General features: G+C 51.5%; 1 protein-coding gene. It reads left to right on the top strand.

The genetic code is table 11. From position 1 onward, the window contains the following. Positions 1-274: hypothetical protein (locus DWX32_RS20360; protein ID WP_243037644.1), on the top strand; the 274-nt coding region annotated here is incomplete at both ends.

The following is a 274-nucleotide window of genomic DNA, read 5'->3' as shown; positions in this document are numbered from 1 at the left end:
GGGTAACGCCGCAGCCGCCAGTACAGGAAAAGGAACAGGCAGACCTTGACGCTTCCGCAGCCATACAAACCGCCGCCACAGAGCGGCCCCCGGTTCTCCCGATTATCCTATCTTCTGAAAAGCCCGCCGATAAAATGAAAGAGATTACCGACCGACTGGAACAAGGAATTTTAGGACTGTATGAAAGCGACCGTTACGCCGATTATCTGCGTACCATGTCAAAATTCCATGATTACAGCCTTAACAATACAATCCTTATCGCCATGCAGGGCGG

Source organism: Blautia sp. AF19-13LB (assembly GCF_003479105.1).
Taxonomy (GTDB): Bacteria; Bacillota; Clostridia; order Lachnospirales; family Lachnospiraceae; genus Fusicatenibacter; species Fusicatenibacter saccharivorans.
Note: the sequence above shows the minus strand (reverse complement) of the source record. Positions and strands in the feature narration are given on the sequence as shown.